Here is a 20,831-nt window from a genome sequence, read left to right as displayed (position 1 = left end):
TTCTGGGTTATGCGCCATAAAAAAGAAAGGCGGCCAGAAGGCTTTGTTTCTTTTTAAAGTCATCGGCTTGCCACTCTCCGGATGAGGTCTCCATGCATTTATGCGGCCTCCATGTTCGAGTTGCGGACAGGACGACATACGCGCATGCTGGCACCCTGCAGGCATGCCGTATGGCACCCATGATTGCGCCTGCACACGAACGGACATTGACATGCAAGTAATTCTAAAGAATTCCGCCGCGACGGGCTGGGGAAGAACGCTGGGCGTTCTTGGTGGTATGGGGCCATTGGCCGGTGCCTCATTTGCCTATCGCCTTGCGCAGTTAACTCCTGCACGCAATGATCAGGAACATATCCCGGTTTTGCTGCGCAACGATCCCCGGATACCGGATCGCTCAGCGTCAAGACTGAGTGGCGGTACAGACCCTTTGCCCGCCATGCTGGAGGGGATGCGATTTCTAGAGAGGGCTGGCGTTGATTGCATTGCCATTCCTTGCAATACCGCTCATTTATGGTTCGATGCGCTTGACTCGGCGGTCGGCGTGCCCGTGATGCATATCGTGGAGTCGGTCGTCGAGGATTTGCGACGTCAGGGCATTCAGGGTGGCAAAATCGGCATCATGGGTACGGCCGCCACACTGGAGTTGGGCCTGTATCAACGATATCTGATTGCAGCGGGCTACGAGCCGCTGGTTCCCTCACAAGCCGAAATACTGGCTTGTTGCGTACCCGCCATCTTTGCAGTGAAGGCCAATCGGATCGATGCGGCGTTTTCCCCGGCGTCACAAGGGATTACCGCACTGGAACGGCGGGGTGCCCAAGCGGTGGTACTGGGATGTACGGAACTGCCTCTGGCAGTGCCGCACCACCGGCGTGAAGAGTTTGGGCTTGTACTGACGGATTCTGTCGATGCATTGGCTCTTTCCGTATTGGAGCGATTCAATGCATCGGAAGCCGTAGCGTTGGAGGTCTAAAGTCGATTAAACGATACACGACTCAGGACCCGCCCTGGACGGTTGCCGCACACATCCGAGCCGGTCCAGACCTGTTCTCCGTTCACCCATACGCGGTTTATGCCTTGGCTGGTTTGTATCGGCGCATCGAACGTGGCACGGTCAGTGACGAGCGCTTCATCCATCAGTACCAGATCGGCAAAATAGCCGGGACGAAGCAGCCCGCGTTTTTCAAGGCCATAATTGCTTGCGGCCAAGCCCGTCATCTTATGTATGGCCTGTTCGAGTGTCATGAGGTTCTGTTCCCTTACCATGGCGCGCAGGACGCGGGTGAACGTGCCCCATTGTCTGGGATGTGGGTGCGAATCGAACGGCAGGCCATCGGAACCAACCATGGTCATGGGATGCGTCATGATTCTGGCCACGTCGTCTTCATGCATAAGGAAATAGATTGCCCCTGCAGGCATCAGCCGGTCCATCGTACCTTGTTCATCCAGCCCCAGCTCCTGCATGACATCGGCAAAGTCGCGGCCCGCCGCTTCTGGATAACCTTTGGACCACGTCACCATAGTCCGCTTGGAAATCATGATGCGGTCCAGACGAAGCATTGTCGACGTTGCGGGGTAGGGGTGGCAGTCGATGCATACGGCTTGGTGCCTGCCCGCATCCTCGATCAGCTTCAGTGTCTCTGCTGAGCGTCCATGATTCTTGCTGCCCGCAAGCTTGTGGTGCGAGAAAACCACCAGGCTTTCCAAGGCACGGCCGATTTCGAGTGCTTCTTCCATCGCTGGAACGATATGGTCGGCTTCGTCGCGCAAGTGCGTCGCGTACAGACCTCCACGTTCTTTCATGGGCGCGCCTACCTGGATGATTTCGCTGGTGGGTGCGTTGGATGCGGGAGGATAGAAAGTGCCGGTGGACATCCCGAAGGCGCCCGCGTCCAGTGCTTCGGCCAAGAGATGCTGCATGGCTTCAATTTCCGGTTGCGTCGCTGCACGGCCCGTGTCCGCCATGCTGGCGACGCGCAAGGTCGTATGGCCGACCAGAGGAATAACGTTCACTGCGGCTGGCGTCTGCCGTAGTTGCGATATCCAGGCTGCAAACGTCTTGAACCGGAAAAGTTCTGGTGGTCCCAAGAGATCCAGGGGCTGCGGAATGACGTCGCCGTAAGGCAACGGCGCAAGGCTGATGCCGCAGTTGCCTGTGACTACCGTGGTCACCCCTTGTGAGACTTTCGGTTTCATGTCGGGATGGGCCAGCAAATAGCCATCATCATGGGTGTGGGAGTCGATAAAGCCGGGCGTCAGGACCAGGCCTTCTGCTGCCCTTACCAGTACTCCTTCGCCCTTGTCGAATTGGCCGATTTCTGCAATAAGCCCATCCGACACGGAGACGTCTGCTCGGAACCGAGCAGCTCCCGATCCATCGACCAGTGTAGCGCCTGAAATAATGAAATCTGTTGGCATAGACCGCCTTATCAATCTAGTTTCTTGATGCCGGCATCTTCGATGATGGACGCCCACTTTTTTGCTTCGCTGTCTATCAAGGCTTTGAAATCCGTGGGAGTGCTGTACGAGGCGTCAGCGCCGAACGTCGCCAGCGATTTTTTGACGTCCTCATCGTTCAAGGCCGCTTGCAAAGACTTGTTCAACCTGTTGATGACTTCGGGGGGTGTACCTGCGGGGGCAACTATCCCGCCCCATGCGACGGTTTCGTAGCCGGTAATGCCTGCTTCCGATACCGTGGGCGTCTTAGGTAGCAAGTCCAGACGTTTTACGCTGCTGACGCCCAGCGGCCGTACCTTGCCGGACTTGATCAATGGAATGGCTTCGGATGAATTGGAGAACATGTAGTCCAGGCGGCCGCCGATCAGGTCTTGCAGAGCGGCGGGGCCGCTGTTGTAAGGCACGAAAAGGGTGTCAATTTTTGCTAGGCTTTTAAAAAGTTCGCCTCCCATATGCCCTGTTGTGCCCACTCCCGAGGCACCGTACGACAGCTTGCCCGGATTTTCCTGGGCACTTTTCACGAGATCGTCAATCGATTGCGCTGGCGACTGATCGGGCACAATGAGAACGTTATACAGGCTGAACATCTGGCCAATCGGCGCCAGATCGTTGTTGACATCGTAAGGCAAGTTCTTGAACAGGGCTTGATTCACTGAAAGCGTGTTGATGTTGCCGTAACCGACCGTGTAGCCGTCATTGGGTGCATTCTTGATTTGCATGATCCCGATATTGCCGGCGGCGCCCGGCTTGTTTTCTACTACTATCGATTGCCCGAGATCTTTTGCCATTGCATTGGCGATAACCCGCGATAGCACGTCGGGAGACCCTCCTGCCGCCGACGGTACGATAAACTTGATCGCATTCTGTGGATACGTACCTTCAGCGTGCGTCGCGGAGACTACGCCAAACCCTATGATGGCGACGGTAATACTCTTGAAAATCGAACAAGTGCGCATGTTTCTTCCCTTGGTGAGCGATGAAAGCTACAAGCTATCACTGTATTTGCCCAACGCATTCATAGAAATATGTGCCTAACCCATAACCTTGATATATTGATGCCCAACTCGCCGCCGACCGACCACCCCGCAACAAGCGCGCCGGAACATGATCGGAAGACTGTGCGAGTACCCTTGAGCCTGCGGCAGATCGAAGTCTTCCGGGCGATCATGGTGACTGGCTCCATCAGCGCTGCCGGGCGCATGCTGTACGTATCTCAACCGGCCATCAGCCGGGTTCTGGCACTCACGGAAAGCCGTCTCGGCTATCAGCTCTTCGACCGTATGAAGGCACGGCTCATCGCGACTCCCGAAGCGACGCGCTTGTTCATGGAAGTCGAGCATATCTATGAGCGCATACAGTCCGTCAATGACTTGGCAGTGAGTCTGGGCGAAACCGGTTTTGGCACACTCAAGCTCCTCGGTAGCGCAACATTCGGGCAGCGCATGATCCCATGTGCCCTGCAGCATCTTTATGCCAAAAGCCCACGAGCCAAAGTGGATTTCCGCACCGCCACGTTCGATCAAATGGTTGGGCACTTCCTGGCCGGACGAGCTCACCTGGGCATTTCGCTACAACCGTCCGATAGCCCATCGTTGACCTCTGTTGCATTAGGCACGGCGCCGGTTGTCTGTATTGCACCGAAAGGTCATCCTCTTGGCGATCTGGACATCGTATACCCCGACGCTGTGGTAGGCTTTCCGTGGATCAGCTATCCGGCTGATGCCCCTGCGGGACGGATGGTAAGCAGTTTCTTCGGCGAAGGCCGGCATCCCAGAACGACTATTGAAGTTCACTCACCATCGAGCGCAGTCTCGTGTGTGACACATGGACTTGGCATGGCCTTGGTGGATATGTGGAGTCTTCCCGCCGAAACCTTGCCATATCTGGAAGTCAAACCTGTTGCGGTAGACGACCTGACCATATGGGCGACCTATTCCAATGTTGACCCGCTTCCATTAATGGGCCGACGATTGCTGGATGCGGTAAAAAAAGTCATTGAAGAAGAAGCCATCAAACTTTGATCTTCCACCATAACCGAGGGCTATTGACCTTGCACTTCTCCGCCGACGAAAAGCTGCCAAGTTCAAGTAAAGCAAGGATTTATTCAATTTTGACGGCTTCGGGTCCTGGTTGCGGGTCGTGAGGGCGCAGGGTTTACGGTTAGTGCGGTTGTAGGCATGCTTGCTGTTTTGTCTACATAAGGGAAATGCCATGAGTGCACCTCACCGAAAACTCGGCTTGGCCGTTGCTCAGATGGGGCCGGTGAATCTGGCCGACGACCGCGGCAGCGTCGTCAAACGACTGATTGAGATGTTGCGTGAAGCGCATGGCCGAAGCGCTGATTTCGTCGTCTTTCCCGAACTGGCCCTGACCACATTTTTTCCCCGGTACTGGATGTCGATGCAAGAGGCCGAAGAGCGCTATTTTGAAGCGGCCATGCCCAATAGCGCCGTTCAGCCGCTATTCGATGAAGCCAGAAAGCTCGGAGTGGGGTTCTACCTGGGTTACGCCGAACTAACTCCCGATGGTCAGCGCTTCAATACCTCGATATTGGTCGATAAGTCGGCTTCGATAATAGGCAAGTATCGCAAGATCCATCTGCCCGGCCATGATGATCACAAACCGGACGCTCCCTTCCAGCACCTAGAGAAAAAATACTTCGATGTCGGCAACGAGACATTCGGCGTGTGGAATGTCCAGGACGTGAAAATGGGTATGTGTCTATGCAATGATCGCCGCTGGCCCGAGACCTGGCGCGTCATGGCTTTGCAGAGCGCTGAAGTGGTCGTGTTGGGCTACAACACCCCATCGCAGAACATCCACTGGCCGGAGCCTGTCCATCTTAGAATGCATCATCACCTTATTGCCTTGCAGGCCAGTGCCTATCAAAATTGTGTCTGGGCAGCGGCGGCGGCAAAGTGCGGCTACGAAGACGGGCATCATATGATCGGCGGTTCCGTTATCGTGGCGCCGACGGGCGAAATTGTCGCCCAGGCCAGCACTGAAGACGATGAGGTAATCTCATTTAATGCCGATCTGGCGCTGGCGGAAGCCTTCAGGAAAAATGTGTTTGATTTTGCTCGCCATCGTCGTCCCGAGCATTACCAGCTTATCGTAGACAGGGTCGGGCCTGGCGAACCGCTCAAGCGCTGACGCCCAATAAACCGGAAGGAGGAATCATGGCGACACAGGATGAAAAGGCGCGTGCCTTTAGAGCGCTGCACCAACAAGAAACAGCCTTCATTATTCCCAATCCTTTCGATATCGGCACGGCAAGGTTGCTGGCGCACTTGGGCTTTCCAGCACTCGCTACGACCAGCGCGGGATATGCCTTTACGATGGGACTGCCGGACTTCCGCGTGGGCCGCGAGCGCATGTTGGCCCACGTGGCCGAGATTGCGTCAGCCACCGAACTGCCTGTCAGCGCAGACCTGGAAAATGGTTTCGGCGATGATCCCGGCACGGTGGCCGAAACCATACGCCTGGCGGCCGAAGGCGGTGTAGTCGGCGGCTCCATTGAAGATGCAAGCGGTCAACCCGATACGCCCATCTACGACCTCGGCCTGGCCGTGGCGCGGATTGGCGCTGCGGTCGAGGCCGCGCGTGCGCTGCCGTTCCCGTTTACGCTTACGGCGCGCGCCGAAAATTATCTCAATGGTCGCCCCGATCTTGCCGATACCATAAAGCGCTTGCAAGCCTACCAGGAGGCCGGCGCCGACGTCCTGTATGCGCCTGGCCTGACCAGCAAGGCCGAGATCGTGACCGTGCTGGGCGCCATTGATCGCCCGCTTAACGTCGTAATGGGTTTGCACGGCGTAAGCCTGGGGCTGGCCGAACTCCAGGACATGGGGGTGAAGCGGGTGAGCGTGGGCAGCGCACTTAGCCGAGCGGCGCTGGGCGCATTCATGCGCGCAGCTCAAGAGATGCGCGAGCACGGAACGTTCAGCTTTGCCGATGAGGCCATTCCCTACACGGCGATAAGCGAAATATTCGATCGCTGACCAGGTATTTTTGGGGGTAATATTGCGCTTTCCCGGCCAGCCGGTCCCTGTGTCCTACTAGAAGAGCTCCCCAATGAGCATGGTAAGTTGCCCCGTCGCGATACCCATTTGCGGAATCCACTTGTCCGCAGGCAATGGAGGCGGCAGTGGGCCGCAACATTTGCTGGACTATTTGGACAAGCTGGACCTGAAGGGCTTCGTATGCCATCGCGATGACGGCGAGGGTGTTGGCGTGACGCTTACCGATGACTTCGCGCAGCGCTATACGCCGCAGTTCGACACGACGCTGTTGTGCCAGCAGCTGAATTTGTCCACCACGGACAAGCCCGACGATCTGGAACGGGAGATCGTGCTGGCCTTGCTGGCGAGCCCCGTCCGGTTCGAATTCCCCAGTTTTGAAGAGTTTGCATCGGCGGTCAATATTCGCCGGAATATCGTTCAGAACGCGCGCAGTACCGCCCTTGCCTTCGATACGGAGCATGCCGAGCGCCCGGAGGATTATTGGAACTACGACCTGTCCAGCGGCTTTACGGTAAAGCCGGGCAAGCCGCTGATCGAAGCGCTGCAGAAAACCACCCAACCCGAACGCTCGGGCAAGCTTTATTCTTTTTCCTGCTATCGGGCAACCGAGTACGTCATTTTGCTGAGCATTGCGCAGGAACTTGCCGAGTGCAATCCCGCCGTCCTGGCCAAGCTGCAGCAGCAATGGGAAACGCGGGCCATTATGTCGGGGCAGTTTCACGATGTATTCCTGTACGAATACGGATCCATGGCGCAGCCCTTGCCCCCTTGCTACTACATACCGGGCGACCGGCTGTGGTTTCGAAATCCCGACGAGCAATCGTCCAATGTCGAGGGCTATGAGGGCTCGTGGGTGTTCTATCTGGGCGATGGTCTTTTTACCAACTTCTGGAAACGCGACCAGCCTTTCACGCTGCGCTCCAAGTGTGTGGAGCTATTCCATTGGCGGAATGCGACATATCGCAATGCCGATGGCAAGTTGCTGGTGGACGATGATGTTGTTGATGCACGGGTGGCCCAATCCATGCAAGATCCGGGCGAAGTGGATCGTATCGTGGACCTGATGCTACGACTGCGCGATCCCCGTGATGTCTATCGGGATGGCGGCTGTATAGACACGACGCGCGAGTGCGCGCGCCGGGTACGCCCCGGCACCGGCGGACTGGCGTTCGATCGCTGACTTACAGGAAGTGGTCGAGCAGGCGGCGGCTGACTCTATCCAAGCTGGTCACGTCGCGTATCAGGTACTGCACGCTGTGCGCATCCGCGATGAGCAGTGTGTTTGCGGAAAGCCGGCGAATGTCCTCTTCGGCCTTGAGCAGCAGCGTGGCGGCGCCACGGTTTGTCTCAACTTGCCAGTGACTGGGCGTGGCAAAGCTGGAGACGTGCCGTATCCGCTTTATCTCGGGCATGAACTCACGGCTCGCCAGCTCATCTTCCAATAAGGCCCGCGTGCCATCGGGCAAATCGGCCATGTTATCGATCCATACCAGTTCCGCGCCGTCGGGTCCGACCAGGGCAATGCCCTCGTCCGCTGCCGAAATGGGAAAACTGCGCACGGGCGCGATGGTGTCATAAAGCCGTCCATCGATCTTCAGGACAAGGCGCCCGTGCGGATCGCGGCTAAGCTCAAAGTGTGTGGTTGTCATGGTCGTGTCGCTTGCATCATGATTTGACTTGCTCTGCGTCGTCGTCCCAGGCTTCGCTGTCCGAGCCGGCTTCGGCCTGTGCCGCCTGAGCCTGGTGCAGCTTGAAATAGTGCCCATTGCGGGCCATAAGGTCATCATGCTTGCCCACTTCCACGATTTCTCCCCGGTCCAGCACCACCAGGCGGTCAGCCTGGCGCAGGGTGCTCAGGCGGTGCGCAATGGAAATAGTGGTGCGGCCGCGCACAAGGTTATCCAGCGCCTTTTGGATTTCCTTCTCGGTGGCGGTGTCCACCGATGAGGTAGCCTCGTCGAGTATCAGTATGGGCGGGTCGATGAGTAAGGCTCGTGCAATCGAGATGCGCTGGCGTTCGCCGCCCGAGAGGGCTTGCCCGCGTTCGCCCACCAGGGAATCGTAGCCGTGGGGCAAGCGCAGGATGAATTCGTGCGCATTGGCCGCGCGTGCGGCCGCAATGATTTCCTGCCGGCTGGCATCCGGCTTGCCATAGGCGATATTTTCGGCAATCGTGCCGAAGAACAGGAAGGGCTCCTGCAGCACCAGCCCGATGTTGCGGCGGTACTCGGAAATGGGCAGTGCGCGAATATCCACGCCATCCAGGCGAATCGCTCCGTGGGATACGTCGTAGAAGCGACAGATCAGGTTCACCAGGGTGCTCTTTCCTGAACCGCTATGGCCGACCAGCCCTATCATTTCGCCGGGTGCGATATCCAGGTCGATGCCTCGCATGACGCTGCGGTTGCCATAACGAAAACCGATGTTGCGCAATTCAATACGGCCTTTTACGTGCTCGATATGAACGGGGTTGGTCGCTTCGGGCACGCTTGATACGTGGTCCAGGATATCGAAAATACGTTTTGCGCCAGCGGCGGCTTTTTGTGTGAATGAGACGATGCGACTCATGGAATCGAGCCGCAAATAGAAGCGGCTGATATAAGTCAGAAAGGCGGTCAGCACCCCTACGGTAATGTCGTTGTGCGACACCAGCCAGATACCGAATGCCCACACGACCAACAACCCGATTTCGGTCAGCAGGGTGACAGTGGGCGAGAACAATGACCAGATCCGGTTGACCCGGTCGTTGACGACAAGATTGCGGTTGTTCGCCTCCCTGAAACGCGATACCTCACGGCGTTCCTGGGCAAATGCCTTGACCACGCGGATGCCGGGAATCGTGTCGGCCAGCACATTGGTGATTTCCGACCAGATACGATCCACTTTTTCGAAGCCGCGGCGCAAGCGATCGCGCACCAGGTGAATGAGCCAGGCTATGAAGGGCAGGGGAAGCAAGGTAACGACCGCGAGCCATGGATTGATGGAAAACAGAATGGCGGCGGTCATGACGATCATCAGCACGTCGGTGGCAAAATCGAGCAGGTGCAGCGAAAGAAAGACGCAGATGCGGTCGGACTCCGAGCCGATTCGCGCAATCAGGTCGCCCGTGCGCTTGCCGCCGTAGTACTGCAAAGACAGTTTCTGCAGGTGCTCGTAGGTCGTCGTGCGCAAGTCGGCGCCAATGCGCTCGCTCACCCACGCAAGGATGAAGGTGCGCGCCCAGCCCAGCACCCATGCCAGCAACGAGGAGGCCAGCAAGGCCCCAAGGTAAAGCTGCACCAGGCTCCAATCTATGGGCACCCCATTTTGAAAGGGAATCAGTACCTTGTCCATCAGCGGCATGGTGAGGTAGGGAGCCACCAATGCGGCCGCGGTGGACGCCAGCGTCAGGAGAAAGCCGGTCAGCAATAACAGCCGATAAGGCTTGGCAAAGCGCCACAGGCGCAGTAGCGCCCAGGTGGATGGCGGCGCGTCGACGCGCGTGGCGCTGGCGGGCCGTACCTCGGCCTCACGGATGACCGGGGCGGCGATGCCCAGGGCCAGATTGCGCTGACGCTCGAAGCTGCCGATCCATTGCAGGGCAGCGGCATGGTGACCCAGGGTATAGCGCCAGACCGCCAAGCGAGCCGCGCTGTCGTGCAATTCCAGTGTGCCGATGCCAGCATGATCGTGATGACGAAGGGCCAAGTCCGGCCGATAAGCCCAGGCCTGCCACTCAGTCTGGTCGGGCGCCAGGACTAATAATTGCAAGCTGGTCACCGCGAGTACAGTCGACGCGAAATTCAGGTGGGAATCGAGATCCACTTTCAGCCATGAAACCACCACCTCGCTGTCAGTAAGCCGTTCGCTTAGGGACGAACGCCAGGGCGCAGGCAGGTCATCGAGGGCATGGCCGAAATCGTTTATTGGTGTCTTCATTGATTTTGCGCGATTCGCAGGCTGATAGGCATACTGAGTAAGAAGTGGGCGCTATTGTCACGGCGCAGTGGCCCAGTGGTGAAGCAATGAATTAACAGTGTCGTTTTTTTGCGTCTCGCCTGATGATTTTCTGCTCTTCGGATACGAATTGCAAACACCCGCCGCATGATTTGCCGTTAAATACGCTACACGAACGGTAATGTACCCTCGCTACATCATTTTTTACTTTCGATGCAAAAGAAATACATAGAATTCATCAGTATGATGTCTTTGCAGGGGCCGAATATCTGGGCCTATCGTCCGATTATCGAAGCCTTGGTTGACATAGGCGAGCTTGAAGATTATCCGTCGAATACGATCCCCGGCTTTTACGAGCGCCTCAGTGCCTGGTTGCCATCGTTGATTGAGCACCGGTGCAGCGTCGGTGAGCGCGGCGGTTTCCTGCAGCGCTTGAAGCAGGGAACGTGGCCGGCTCATATCCTGGAACATGTCACGCTGGAATTGCAAAGCCTGGCCGGAATGCCCGGCGGACTGGGCCGTGCCCGCGAGACCTCGACCCGAGGTGTGTACAAGGTAATTGTGCGCGCCTGGCATGAGTCTGTCACCACGGCGGCGCTTTATGCGGCGCGCGATCTGGTGATGGCCGCCATCGAAGACCGTGAGTTCGACGTTCAGGCCGCCGTCGACCAGTTGCGTGAGCTTGCCGAAGCGTTGCGGCTGGGACCCAGTACGGCTTGCATTGTGGATGCCGCCGACGACCGTGATATTCCGACCATCCGCCTGAGTGAAGCCAACCTGGTGCAGTTGGGATATGGTGCCTTTCAGCGCCGCATCTGGACGGCAGAGACGGACCGCACCAGTGCGATTGCCGAGAGCATTTCCCGCGACAAGGACCTGACCAAAAGCCTGCTCGGCGCTTGCGGCGTGCCGGTACCCGAGGGGCGCCTGGTGGACACCCTGGACGAAGCCTGGGATGCCGCGGAATCGATCGGACTGCCGGTTGTGGTCAAGCCGTGTGACGGCAACCATGGGCGTGGTGTGTTTACCAACCTGATGACCCGTGCGGAAATCGAAACGGCCTATGCCATCGCCGTCAATGAAGGCAGTGGTGTGGTGGTCGAGCGATTTATCCAGGGAGATGAGCATCGGCTGCTGGTGGTGGGCGATCGCATGGTGGCCGCCGCGCGCGGAGACGCCGCCATCGTCGTGGGCGACGGCATACACACCGTGCGCACCTTGATGGAAAGCCAATTGAATTCCGATCCGCGCCGGGGGCGCAGTGAAGATCAGCCGCTCAATTTCATACGCCTGGACTCGGCAGCCATGCTCGAGCTGGGGCGCCAGGGCCTGGTGCCCGATTCCATTCCCGGGGATGGCGTGCGCGTGCTGATTCAGCGTAACGGCAATGTCGCAATCGATGTCACCGATACCGTGCACCCCAGCGTGGCGGCGACCGTTATATTGGCGGCGCGCGTGATTGGACTGGACATCGCGGGCGTGGACCTGGTTGCCCGCGACATTTCCCAGCCTCTTGAAGCCCAGGGCGGCGCGATCGTCGAAGTGAACGCAGGGCCTGGTTTATTGATGCACCTGAAGCCAGCAGCCGGCGAGCCGCGTCCTGTGGGCAGGGCGATTATCGATCACCTGTTTCCCGACGGCGACACGGGACACATCCCGATCGTCGGGATCGCCGGAAGCCGGGGCAAGACCACTGTGGCCCGCCTGGTGGCCCATTTGTTGCAGCTCAATGGTCAATACACCGGGCTTGCGTGTAGCGACGGACTGTTCTTTGCCCGTCGCCACGTGCAGAAAACCGATGGGGCCAACTGGGCCGCCGGTCGCCGCGTGCTGATGAATCGGGCGGTCCAGGCCGCCGTCATCGAGAACGGCTACCGCAGTATTCTGAGTGAAGGCCTTGCCTATGACCGCTGTCAGGTCGGCGTAGTAACCAATCTTGACCCCGACGAGACATACCCTGAGTTTTACGTTCCCGATGCCGAATATCTGGCCAAGGTGTTGCGCACCCAGGTCGATGTGGTGTTGCCAGGCGGCGTGGCGGTGCTCAATGCCGATGACCCGCCAGTGGCCGACATGGCATCTTTGTGCGACGGCGAAGTTATCTTCTACGGCATGGATGCGGTATCGCCCATTATGCTGGAGCATTTGCAGCAGAGCAGGCGCGCGGTATTTATCCGTTCCTCGCAAATAGTCCTGGCCGACGGCGGCAACGAGTTGTTATTGACCGACACGGCCAGCGTACCCCTGACCCAGCACGACTCGCGCGACTGCGAGGTATCCGGTTTGCTGGCCGGTATCGCTGCCGCCTGGGCACTGGGTATAGGAACGGATCTGATACGCGCCGGCATCGAAGCGTTTGGGCTTGAAGCGTCTGAACTGGTATGGGAACGTACAACGATGACTTCGGCGGAGTCCGCTTAACCGGTCGAGTATTGAAGTCATCCGCATGGCCCTCTGGGCACCAGTGGAAATAAGGAAGGCAGGCTGATGGAAGTTTCACGTGTACGGGCCCTGCGCGGCCCGAATCTCTGGTGCCGGCAGACGGTGATCGAAGCCATTGTGGCCTGCACCGAGTCAGAGTGCGTCATCGACGATATGGACGTATTCGAAACCCGGATGCGCGTGCGCTTTCCCGAGCTCGATATCTTGAAGCCGCCGGGACAGGAGCAGCGGGGATCAGTTGCCCATGCGCTGGCATCGGCCGCCTTCTGCCTGCAGACCAAGGCTGGCTGCCTGCTTACCTACAGCCGGACTTCCCTGACGATAGAACCCGGCGTGTATCAGGTGGTTGTCGAATACAGCGAGGAAGCAGTGGGCCTCCTGGCCTTCGAACTGGCTCAGGAGCTATGCCTGGCTGCCATGCACGACAGTCCTTTCGACGTAAACGATGCGTTGGCCCGCCTGCGTGCAGTGAATGAGGACGAGCGCCTGGGTCCAAGCACCGGTGCGATCGTGCAGGCCGCCGTCAAGCGCAACATCCCTTACCGGCGCCTGACGCGGGGCAGCCTGGTGCAGTTCGGCTGGGGTAGCCGCCAGCGGCGCATCCAGGCCGCCGAGACAGATCGCAGTGGAGCGATCGGCGAGGCAATTGCGCAGGACAAGGAACTTACCAAGACGCTGCTTGCGGCAGCGGGCGTGCCGGTGCCGGGCGGACGCCTGGTGACGAGCGCCGAGGATGCCTGGGCGGCGGCTTGCGAGTTGGGCGGGCCCGTGGTCCTTAAGCCGCGCGACGGCAATCAGGGCAAGGGTGTGGCTGTCAATGTCCAGGGACGCGAACAAGTGCTGGCCGCCTATGAAGGCGCGCGCGCCAATTGCCGGGACGTTATTGTCGAAAAGTACTTTCCAGGCCACGATTTTCGCCTGCTGGTGGTGGGTGACAAGCTCGTCGCGGCAGCGCGGCGCGATCCACCGCAAGTGACAGGCGATGGCGAGCACACCATTTCGCAGTTGGTCGAGTTGATCAACGCCGATCCGCTGCGTGGTGAGGGCCATGGCTCATCATTGACCAAGATAAGGCTGGACGATATAGCCTTGGCGACGATGGCGACCCAGGGCTATGGAGCTGACTCCATCCCTGCCCAGGGCACTCTGGTCACCTTGCGCAATAATGCCAACCTGAGCACGGGCGGAACTGCTACCGACGTAACCGATCACGTGCATCCGGAACTCGCCGCCGGCGCAGTCGCGGCGGCCCAGATGGTGGGCCTGGACATCTGCGGGCTCGATTTCGTGAGCGATAACGTCTACGAACCGTTGGACACGCAGGGCGGCTGTATTGTTGAGGTGAACGCCGCGCCAGGCCTGCGCATGCATCTTAGCCCGTCGTTTGGCAAGGGCCGCGACGTAGGCGAAGCGATCATCGACGAGATGTTCGCCGCCGGCGAAGATGGCCGCATTCCGCTGGTCGCCGTGGCGGGGACCAATGGCAAGACGACGACCGTGCGCCTGATTGCGCATCTGATCGCACATGGCGGTCAGCGCGTGGGCATGACCAATTCGGATGGCGTCTATATAGGCTCAAAACGTATTGATACCGGCGACTGCAGCGGCCCGCGAAGCGCGCGCAACGTACTCCTGCATCCTGACGTGGACGCCGCTGTTTTCGAAACGGCAAGGGGCGGAATATTGCGGGAAGGATTGGGTTTCGACCGGTGCAATGTGGCGGTGGTGACCAATGTCGGCATGGGCGACCATCTAGGGCTGAGCTTCATCAGCACCGTCGAAGACCTGGCCATCGTCAAACGGGTCATTGTCGAGAATGTTGCCGTCGATGGGGTTGCGGTATTGAACGCCGCCGACCCCATGGTGGTCGCAATGGCAGACAACTGCCCTGGCGCTGTCACCTACTTTTGCAGCGATCGCAATCACCCCGTGCTTGCCATGCATCGCGCGCAGGGCCGTCCGGTGGTCTGTGTGGAAGACGGCGATATTGTGCTGGCCGAAGGCGATTTTGAACGGCGCTTCGAACTGAGTGCGATACCTCTCACACACAATGGCGCCATCAGCTTTCAAGTGGAAAACGTAATGGCGGCCTTGGGCGCCGCCTGGGCATTGAGACTGGACTGGGATAGCGTGCAGCGCGGACTCGCGTCGTTCGTCAGCGACGCCGACACGGCACCCGGTCGCTTCAACCTGTTTTCTTATCGCGGCGCCACGATCATCGCGGACTACGGCCACAACCCTGATGCCATCCAGGCCCTGGTGAAGGCCATCGACACCATGCCGGCCAAACGGCGCTCGGTGGTCATCAGCGGAGCCGGCGACAGGCGGGACGTCGACATCCGTCGCCAGACCGAGATTCTGGGCGATGCGTTCCACGACGTAATCCTGTATCAGGACATGTGCCAGCGTGGACGTACCGATGGGGAAGTCGTTGCGCTTCTGCGCCAAGGGCTCGTCAACGCTTCCCTCTGCACGGATATACAGGAAGTACGCGGAGAGTTCCTGGCCATCGATACGGCCCTTGAGCGCCTGGCCGACGGGGATCTTTGCCTGATTCTTGTCGATCAAGTCGAGGAGGCGCTCGCACATATCGCGCAGCGTGTCGCCGAATGTGTACAACCTGTGCGGGTCGACAGCGAATAGCCTGAGTTCAACCTTTCTTACTTTTTCGGAGCCCACGATATGGCGGCACTGCGTTACAGTGCACGTTATGTGGGCCGGCCGTGCCGGTTTCTAAAAGGGGATCACCATGAGCCGTTTGCCGGACACCCATTTCGACAGTCTTTTGCCCCCGCTGGCCATGACTCGGCGAGGATTCATCGTTACCTCGCTCGCCGGCGGCTTCGCAATCGCGGCGGGACCTGTGGTGGCGCAGACCGCCATCAAGACCGACACGAAAGGCCTGGTGGCCGGCGAAGTGAAGATTCCGGTGAAGGACGGCAGTATTCCCGCCTATCGCGCGGCGCCGGAAGGCAAGACTGTGCTGCCCGTCATATTGGTCGTACAAGAAATCTTCGGGGTACACGACTATATCAAGGATGTCTGTAGGCGGCTCGCGAAGCAGGGGTATATGGCCATTGCTCCGGAGCTCTATTCCCGACAAGGCGATCCTTCACGGTATACGGAGATCTCCCGTCTACTTAGCGAGGTTGTCGGCAAGGTGCCCGATGAGCAGGTGATTGGCGATCTGGATGCGACGGCTGCGTGGGTCGCTAAAAATGGCGGCAACACCGAACGCCTTGGAATCACCGGGTTTTGCTGGGGCGGCCGCATAGTGTGGCTGTACGCGGCACACAATCCCAAAGTGAAGGCGGGTGTGGCCTGGTATGGAAAGCTGGTAGGCGATACTGACGCCTTGCACCCTACGCAACCGACCGACGTTGCCGCCGAATTGCACGGGCCTGTGCTGGGCCTGTATGGCGGTAAAGACGCCGGCATTACGCAGGATTCCATCGACGCCATGAAACAAGTTCTGGCAAAAGGCAACGAGGCGTCCAAGGCATCCACGTTCGTGGTGTATCCGGAAGCCGGACATGCCTTCCATGCCGATTATCGCCCCAGCTACAAGGCCGATGCCGCCAAAGATGGCTGGACGCGAGCCGTTCAGTGGTTCGACAAGGCATTGAAAGAATAGGGAAACGCGCCTGCCAGCCGAAAGCGCATATGCCATGGCCGATGTAATAGTAGGCAAACAGGCTTGTGGCCGGTACGATTGCATGATTTGCCCCAGCCTGGAGTTGACCTATGCATCTAGCCGCCTTTCCCCGCATTCGCCTCGGCCATTTCCCCACGCCGCTCGAATTCCTGCCCAACCTTACGCGGCATCTGGACGGACCGAATCTTTACATCAAAAGGGACGACTGTACGGGCCTGGCCACAGGCGGAAACAAGACACGCAAGCTTGAGTTCCTGGTTGCGCAGGCGCTGGAGCAGGGGGCCGATACCTTGATTACCCAGGGCGCCGTTCAGTCGAATCATGCTCGCCAGACTGTCGCGGCCGCCGCCCGCCTAGGCCTCAAATGCAAGATATTGCTTGAACAGCGGGTTTCCGACGCGCCAGAAGAATACGAAGAGTCGGGCAATGTCCTGCTTGATCGCCTGATGGGTGGGCAGATCGTGGCGCGATTGCCGGCAGGCAGCAATATGCAGCAAGCCATGGAAGACCTCGCCGGCGAACTGCGCGGCGCCGGCCACAAGCCGTATGTCATTCCGGGCGGCGGCTCTAATCCTGTTGGTGCGCTGGGCTATGTCGGCTGCGCGCAAGAATTGCTGAACCAATCGTTCGAGATGGGCGTACGTATCGACCATGTGGTTCATGCCACGGGCAGCACGGGAACGCAGGCGGGCCTGGTGGTTGGTTTGCGCTCCAGCAATAGCGGAATTCCGGTGTATGGCGTAAGCGTGCGCGCCGCCCGGCAGCAACAGGAAGAAAACGTCTGGAAGCTGGTCCAGGCCACCGCAGACTACATGGGGTTGCCACCGGCATCGATACAGCGCGCCGACGTCGTCGCCAATTCCGACTACGTGGGTGCCGGTTACGGCATACCGACTGATTCGATGATAGAAGCCTTACGCCTTACAGCGGAACTGGAGGCCATACTCCTGGACCCGGTGTACTCCGGAAAAGGCATGGCGGGACTCATCGATCTGGTGCGTCGCGGTCACTTCAAGAAGAATGAGAATGTTGTTTTCGTACATACCGGAGGTTCTGTGGGCCTGTTTGGTTACCGCCAGGTATTTGCCCCTGAGGTAAACGCCGTATAAGGGAAAACGTGAAAAATGCGTCGGCTTCTTTCGGGAAGAAACTCTTTATGATGGCATTGTTCACCCACGACTCCTCAAGGAATTCAACATGAAGAAATCCATAGTATTCTTGCTGACAGGGCTGGCACTGGCTTCAACTGCCCCGGCGCACGCCGATGGCAGGCTGGACAAAATCAAGACCACGGGCGAAATCGCCTTGGGCCACCGCGATGCTTCCATTCCGTTTTCCTACCTCGATGACAAGCAGCAGCCCATCGGCTATTCCATGGACATCTGCAGCAAGGTGGTCGATGCCGTGAAGGCCAAGCTCGGTATGGAAAAAATCAATGTCAAGCTGGTGCCTGTTACTTCTTCAACGCGAATTCCCCTTTTGGCCAACGGCACCGTCGACCTGAACTGCGGTTCCTCTACCAATACCCAGGAACGCCAGGCACAGGTTACTTTCGCCCCCACCACGTTCGTTACGGCGACGCGTTTCGTTTCGAAAAAATCGTCAGGTCTTAACGATCTTCCCGACTTAAAAGGAAAGACTGTCGTATCCACGGCTGGCACCAGCAATATTCGGTGGCTGACGGGGGCCACCGAAGAACAGAAACTGGATCTGAAGATCATTCCCACCAAGGACCACGGCGAGGCTTTCCTGACGGTCAACAACGGGCGTGCAGCGGCATTCTTCATGGACGATATCCTGTTGGCGGGTCTCGTCGCCACTTCCCGTAATCCGGACGACTGGGTGATCAGCAAGAATGCCTACACGGTTGAACCCTATGCCATCATGGAGCCCAAGAACGACCCAGAATTCAAGAAGGTGGTCGATGACGCGATTATCGGCATGATGAAAGACGGGACCCTGGCCACGCTTTACAAGAAGTGGTTTGAGTCTCCCATTCCACCAAAGAATGTGAACCTGAACTGGCCCATGAGCGACCAGCTCAAGCGCGTGGTACAGAACCCTACCGACTCACCCAACCCCGATGACTACAAGTAATTCTTCCAGCACATGAATTACAACTGGAACTGGCTGGTCTTTTTCGACGAGGCGCCGGGGGGAAGCACCTATCTGGACACGCTGCTCTCCGGCCTCGGTTGGACGATAGGCACGGCCATTCTGGCATGGACGCTGGCGCTGACCTTCGGCACCGTCATAGGGGTGGCGCGCACTACCAGTCTGCCATGGATCCGGCGTATCGGCGCCGCCTATGTAGAACTATTTCGCAACGTGCCCTTGCTGGTGCAAATGTTTCTGTGGTATTTCGTGATTCCCGAGCTGGTTCCCGCCAACATAGGCGATGCCATCAAAAGCATCGCCCCGCCTTGGGGCAACTTCATTCCGGCCGTGCTGTGCCTCGGGTTTTATACCTCGTCGCGGGTGGCCGAGCAGGTAAGGGCGGGCATCGAGTCCCTGCCGCCCGGACAGGAAATGGCGGCCCGGGCATTAGGTCTTGAGCCGGCGCAGGTATATCGCTACGTGTTGTTGCCCACATCCTTTCGCATCATCCTGCCGCCATTGACCTCCGAACTCCTCAACCTGATCAAGAACACCTCGGTCGCCTTTACCATTGGTTTGTTCGAGTTGGTGGGCGCGGCCCGGTCCATGCAGGAATTCAGCTTTCAGGTGTTCGAAACCTTCGCTGCGGCGACCCTGTTCTACCTGTTGCTCAATCTGGTCGTCGTCTACAGCATGGCATGGCTGGAGCGCCGCCTTTCGGTACCCGGTTTTATCGCCGCCGCTTCAACGTCTCCCGAGGCCGCGCCATGAACGGCTTCGATTTCGACATCATCCAACGATCGTGGGTATATCTGTTTCGCGACGGAATGGCCTTTACGCTGAAACTGACAGTGCTGTCGGCAGCCGGGGGCTTGGTACTAGGCACCTTGCTGGCCATGTGCCGGCTGTCCGGCATACGTCCGCTCGCGGCGGCGGCGGGCGTATACGTCAATTTGCTGCGCGCCTTGCCCCTGATTCTCGTCATATTCTGGTTTTATTTCCTGGTGCCGTATATTGGCGCGTGGCTCACCGGCGCCGATAGACCCATCTCGGTAGGCGGGTTCACCTCGGCGTTGATCACCTTTACCTTGTTCGAGGCGGCCTATTTCTGCGAAATCATGCGCGCCGGCATACAGTCGATCCCACGCGGGCAGGTGGCAGCCGGGTCGGCGCTCGGCCTGACTTATTGGCAAGTCATGGCCAGTATTGTGCTGCCGCAGGCATTTCGCAATATGACGCCCATCCTGCTGACGCAAACAATCGTCCTGTTCCAGGATACCTCGCTGGTCTATGTGCTTTCGCTTACCGACTTTCTAGGCGCTGCTTCCAAGGTTGCGCAACGCGATGGCAGGCTGATAGAAATGTATTTGTTCGTCGCCGTGGTGTATTTCATTATGAGCTACGGCGCATCGCTTTTTGTGCGCTATTTACGGCAACGCACGCACATTGCCCGCTAGTGCTTATGCAGGATTGGAGTCCAAATGATAGAAATAAAGCATGTCAGCAAGTGGTATGGCAGCACGCAAGTGCTGGATGACTGCAGTACTGACATCGCGCATGGCGAGGTGGTCGTGGTCTGCGGTCCTTCGGGCTCGGGAAAATCTACGCTGATCAAGACGGTCAACGGCCTGGAGCCTTTCCAGAAGGGCGAGATCATTGTCGACGGTGTCTCGGTGGGTGCCCGTGATACCAATCTGCCCAAACTGCGCGCCCGCATTGGCATGGTCTTCCAGAGCTTTGAGTTGTTTCCGCATCTGTCCGTCACACAGAATCTGGTGCTTGCACAGGTAAAGGTATTGGGACGCAGCCAGGACGAAGCAGCTGCGAGGGCAGGTAGTTTGCTTGATCGTGTCGGCTTGAGGGCCCACCAAGATAAATTCCCGGGGCAACTGTCCGGCGGGCAGCAGCAACGGGTTGCGATTGCACGGGCGCTTGCCATGGATCCGGTCGCCATGCTTTTCGATGAACCCACTTCCGCACTGGACCCGGAAATGGTCAATGAGGTGCTGGACGTCATGGTGGATCTGGCCAGCGAAGGCATGACCATGATGGTCGTCACGCACGAGATGGGTTTCGCGCGCAAAGTGGCGGACCGCGTCATTTTCATGGATATGGGCAAAATCGTCGAAGATTGCACAAAAGAAGAGTTTTTTGGCGATCTCGAAGCGCGGTCCGAGCGCGCACGCTTGTTTCTTTCAAAGATTCTCCAGCACTGATCCCTT

17 protein-coding genes are annotated in these 20,831 nt (G+C 58.4%); 13 read left to right on the top strand and 4 right to left on the bottom strand.

Translation table 11 applies throughout. The features are described 5' to 3' along the window. Positions 1-211: 211 nt before the first annotated feature. Complete coding sequence (cuyB, locus tag CR159_RS15630) at positions 212-973, top strand: cysteate racemase (protein ID WP_102074900.1); 762 nt, start codon at positions 212-214, stop codon at positions 971-973. On the opposite strand, the gene CR159_RS15625 is transcribed toward cuyB, so the two are convergent. Both CR159_RS15625 and CR159_RS15620 read right to left on the bottom strand, forming a co-directional pair. Then, the gene (locus tag CR159_RS15625; protein WP_102074899.1) at positions 970-2,418 is read right to left on the bottom strand and encodes an N-acyl-D-amino-acid deacylase family protein; all 1,449 of its coding nucleotides are present in this window, start codon (positions 2,416-2,418) and stop codon (positions 970-972) included. The genes cuyB and CR159_RS15625 overlap by 4 nt on opposite strands. A gap of 11 nt (positions 2,419-2,429) precedes the next feature. Next, entirely contained in the window at positions 2,430-3,413 is a 984-nt protein-coding gene (locus CR159_RS15620; protein WP_102074898.1) for a Bug family tripartite tricarboxylate transporter substrate binding protein, read from the bottom strand. Positions 3,414-3,512: 99 nt separating this feature from the next. On the opposite strand from CR159_RS15620, the gene CR159_RS15615 reads away from it, so the two are divergent. The 4 genes from CR159_RS15615 (at position 3,513) to CR159_RS15600 (ending at position 7,659) form a co-directional block, all read left to right on the top strand. After that, positions 3,513-4,478, top strand: a complete 966-nt coding sequence (locus CR159_RS15615; RefSeq protein WP_102074897.1) for a LysR family transcriptional regulator — start codon at positions 3,513-3,515, stop codon at positions 4,476-4,478. A 190-nt stretch (positions 4,479-4,668) separates the two neighbouring features. Continuing rightward, complete coding sequence (locus tag CR159_RS15610; protein WP_102074896.1) at positions 4,669-5,610, top strand: N-carbamoyl-D-amino-acid hydrolase; 942 nt, start codon at positions 4,669-4,671, stop codon at positions 5,608-5,610. Positions 5,611-5,636: 26 nt separating this feature from the next. Further along, the gene (locus tag CR159_RS15605) at positions 5,637-6,458 is read left to right on the top strand and encodes an isocitrate lyase/PEP mutase family protein (RefSeq protein ID WP_102074895.1); all 822 of its coding nucleotides are present in this window, start codon (positions 5,637-5,639) and stop codon (positions 6,456-6,458) included. Between the two features lie 73 nt (positions 6,459-6,531). Continuing rightward, a complete protein-coding gene (locus tag CR159_RS15600; RefSeq protein WP_102074894.1) occupies positions 6,532-7,659 on the top strand; it encodes a TGL-type protein-glutamine gamma-glutamyltransferase in 1,128 nt (375 codons plus the stop codon). Between the two features lies 1 nt (position 7,660). Here the strand turns inward: CR159_RS15600 and CR159_RS15595 are convergent, their stop codons facing one another. Beyond that, a complete protein-coding gene (locus CR159_RS15595) occupies positions 7,661-8,128 on the bottom strand; it encodes a cyanophycin metabolism-associated DUF1854 family protein (protein ID WP_102074893.1) in 468 nt (155 codons plus the stop codon). A gap of 16 nt (positions 8,129-8,144) precedes the next feature. After that, positions 8,145-10,397 (bottom strand): cyanophycin metabolism-associated ABC transporter, encoded by a 2,253-nt coding sequence (locus CR159_RS15590; protein ID WP_102074892.1) that lies wholly within the window; start codon positions 10,395-10,397, stop codon positions 8,145-8,147. Positions 10,398-10,628: 231 nt separating this feature from the next. Between CR159_RS15590 and CR159_RS15585 the strand changes: the two genes are divergently transcribed. The 8 genes from CR159_RS15585 (at position 10,629) to CR159_RS15550 (ending at position 20,825) form a co-directional block, all read left to right on the top strand. Continuing rightward, positions 10,629-12,836: a cyanophycin synthetase gene (locus CR159_RS15585; RefSeq protein WP_102074891.1), complete on the top strand. Its 2,208-nt coding sequence runs from the start codon at positions 10,629-10,631 to the stop codon at positions 12,834-12,836. Positions 12,837-12,902: 66 nt separating this feature from the next. Beyond that, positions 12,903-15,500 carry a cyanophycin synthetase gene (gene cphA / locus CR159_RS15580; RefSeq protein ID WP_102074890.1) on the top strand — a complete coding sequence of 866 codons (2,598 nt, stop codon included), beginning with the start codon at positions 12,903-12,905 and terminating at the stop codon, positions 15,498-15,500. Between the two features lie 106 nt (positions 15,501-15,606). Further along, on the top strand, positions 15,607-16,491 hold the full coding sequence (locus tag CR159_RS15575; RefSeq protein ID WP_102074889.1) for a dienelactone hydrolase family protein: 885 nt from the start codon (positions 15,607-15,609) through the stop codon (positions 16,489-16,491). A gap of 110 nt (positions 16,492-16,601) precedes the next feature. Beyond that, positions 16,602-17,621: a D-cysteate sulfo-lyase gene (gene cuyA, locus CR159_RS15570; RefSeq protein ID WP_102074888.1), complete on the top strand. Its 1,020-nt coding sequence runs from the start codon at positions 16,602-16,604 to the stop codon at positions 17,619-17,621. A gap of 88 nt (positions 17,622-17,709) precedes the next feature. Beyond that, a complete protein-coding gene (locus CR159_RS15565; RefSeq protein ID WP_102074887.1) occupies positions 17,710-18,609 on the top strand; it encodes an amino acid ABC transporter substrate-binding protein in 900 nt (299 codons plus the stop codon). A gap of 12 nt (positions 18,610-18,621) precedes the next feature. Next, positions 18,622-19,380, top strand: a complete 759-nt coding sequence (locus CR159_RS15560) for an amino acid ABC transporter permease (RefSeq protein ID WP_102074886.1) — start codon at positions 18,622-18,624, stop codon at positions 19,378-19,380. Beyond that, complete coding sequence (locus CR159_RS15555; protein WP_102074885.1) at positions 19,377-20,066, top strand: amino acid ABC transporter permease; 690 nt, start codon at positions 19,377-19,379, stop codon at positions 20,064-20,066. The genes CR159_RS15560 and CR159_RS15555 overlap by 4 nt, the downstream gene beginning before the upstream one ends. A 24-nt stretch (positions 20,067-20,090) precedes the next feature. Beyond that, positions 20,091-20,825 carry an amino acid ABC transporter ATP-binding protein gene (locus CR159_RS15550; RefSeq protein ID WP_102074884.1) on the top strand — a complete coding sequence of 245 codons (735 nt, stop codon included), beginning with the start codon at positions 20,091-20,093 and terminating at the stop codon, positions 20,823-20,825. Positions 20,826-20,831 lie beyond the last annotated feature (6 nt).

The sequence above is a fragment of the Pollutimonas subterranea genome (assembly GCF_002849655.1).
In the GTDB taxonomy this organism is placed as follows: domain Bacteria; phylum Pseudomonadota; class Gammaproteobacteria; order Burkholderiales; family Burkholderiaceae_B; genus Pollutimonas; species Pollutimonas subterranea.
This window is presented reverse-complemented; position numbering and strand designations above follow the sequence as displayed.